The organism is Lactobacillus taiwanensis DSM 21401, from assembly GCF_001436695.1.
Classification (GTDB): domain Bacteria; phylum Bacillota; class Bacilli; order Lactobacillales; family Lactobacillaceae; genus Lactobacillus; species Lactobacillus taiwanensis.
In genome coordinates, this window is the sequence record NZ_AYZG01000045.1 from 1 (window position 1) to 1,538 (window position 1,538).

The window sequence follows — 1,538 nt, forward strand, 5'->3', positions numbered from 1 at the left end:
CTAAGTAACTCAGTAAGCATGAGTGAAAGTTTGAGTAACTCAGTATCGATGAGTGAGAGTTTGAGTAACTCAGTATCGATGAGCGAGAGCTTAAGCAACTCATCATCGATGAGTGAGAGTCAATCTAGCTCAACAAGTACGATAACTTCAACAAATAGTACTAACAATAATGGTTCTAAAGTAACGCTAAACAATAGTGGTGCTAAATCTACAATTTCTACTAATACACTTAAGTCTCAACATGAAAATGCTGAATCTGTAGATAAGACGGTTAAGAGACATCACCGTAGAGGTAAATTGCCTCAAACAGGAGCAGAATCAAGTTCTAATTTATTAGGATTAATGATTACTGCTTTAGGTGGATTGCTTGGCTTCAGACGTAAGAAACGTAAAGATGAAGATAAAGATTAATAAATCTTAAAGATAATAAATAAAGCCTCGACTTCCTTTTTTGGAAACTCGAGGCTTTGTTGTTATTAATATGAAAAGAAACGTAAATACTAAGCTATAATAGATTTAAATATGTTGTAACCAATGTAGCAAGAAAGCAATGAGAGGATAGCACATGGAAAAAATCTCAGTAATTATCCCGGTATATAATGATGAAGAATATTTAGCTCAATGTTTGGACAGTGTCTTAAGACAGACTTATTCTAATTTTGAAATTATTTTAGTAGACGATGGATCTACAGATAGTACACCCGAATTATGTGAAAAATATCGGGAAAAATATGCCAATATAAGAATTTTGCACAAGAAAAATGGTGGAGTAGGTTCAAGCCGTAATGCTGGTCTTGAAATGGCAACTGGTGAATATGTTTTATTTGTAGATCATGATGATTTGCTGAGTGAAACTCATATTGAAGAACTTTATAAGTTGTTGAAAAAGAATGATGCAGATATTGCTGTAGGAAATTTTAATCATTTCATTGAAGAAAAAAGAGCATATGGGATTTGGCTTAAAGAAGATGATTACTTTGAAAAGACCTACACTCCGGAAGAATGGTTTACTGTAGAATACGAGACGGTACCTTATAATATGTCCATCATTTTTGCTGTGCCATGGGCAAAATTATATAAAAAATCTCTTTTTGAAAATATAGTTTATCCTATTAATGCTCGTGTGGAAGACGATCTAACTACATGGAAAATATACTTGTTAGCAGATAAAATTGCATACATGAATAAAGCAATTTATACGCATCGTATTTTTGAAAATAGTGTGTCTGCACAGGCTAATAAGACTGCAGTTTTTCCTTTAGAAGCTGTAGAAGAGAGAATAGGTTTGCTAAGCCAGCTTGGTTTTGACATCACTAGGGAAATAGGTGCATATCGCTATCGGTTACAGATTTGTATCGATACAGCCTTAAAGGATGGAGATTACTTGAAATATCGTAATGCCAAGCAAAAGATGGCGATCTTGAAGAAGTACAAGAAAATATAATTGAATAAAAATAAAACTCTCTGAGATAGATAAAATTCTGGCTCTATAATAAATCCTGTTGATGGATATCTATGATATTCTATCGACAGGATTT

General features: G+C 33.2%; 2 protein-coding genes. Both read left to right on the forward strand.

Annotated elements, in window-relative coordinates; all coding sequences use genetic code 11:
* The first annotated feature begins 108 nt into the window (after positions 1-108).
* Positions 109-411 (forward strand): LPXTG cell wall anchor domain-containing protein, encoded by a 303-nt coding sequence (locus tag FD18_RS06085; RefSeq protein ID WP_057719079.1) that lies wholly within the window; start codon positions 109-111, stop codon positions 409-411.
* Positions 412-565: 154 nt separating this feature from the next.
* A complete protein-coding gene (locus FD18_RS06090; protein WP_057719080.1) occupies positions 566-1,444 on the forward strand; it encodes a glycosyltransferase family 2 protein in 879 nt (292 codons plus the stop codon).
* The last annotated feature ends 94 nt before the right edge of the window (positions 1,445-1,538 follow it).

What these genes read in the sequence shown, in the direction of transcription:
- FD18_RS06085 (WP_057719079.1), top strand. Translation starts at nt 109, where the DNA reads ATGAGTGAGAGTCAATCTAGCTCAACAAGTACGATAACTTCAACAAAT.
- FD18_RS06090 (WP_057719080.1), top strand. Translation starts at nt 566, where the DNA reads ATGGAAAAAATCTCAGTAATTATCCCGGTATATAATGATGAAGAATAT.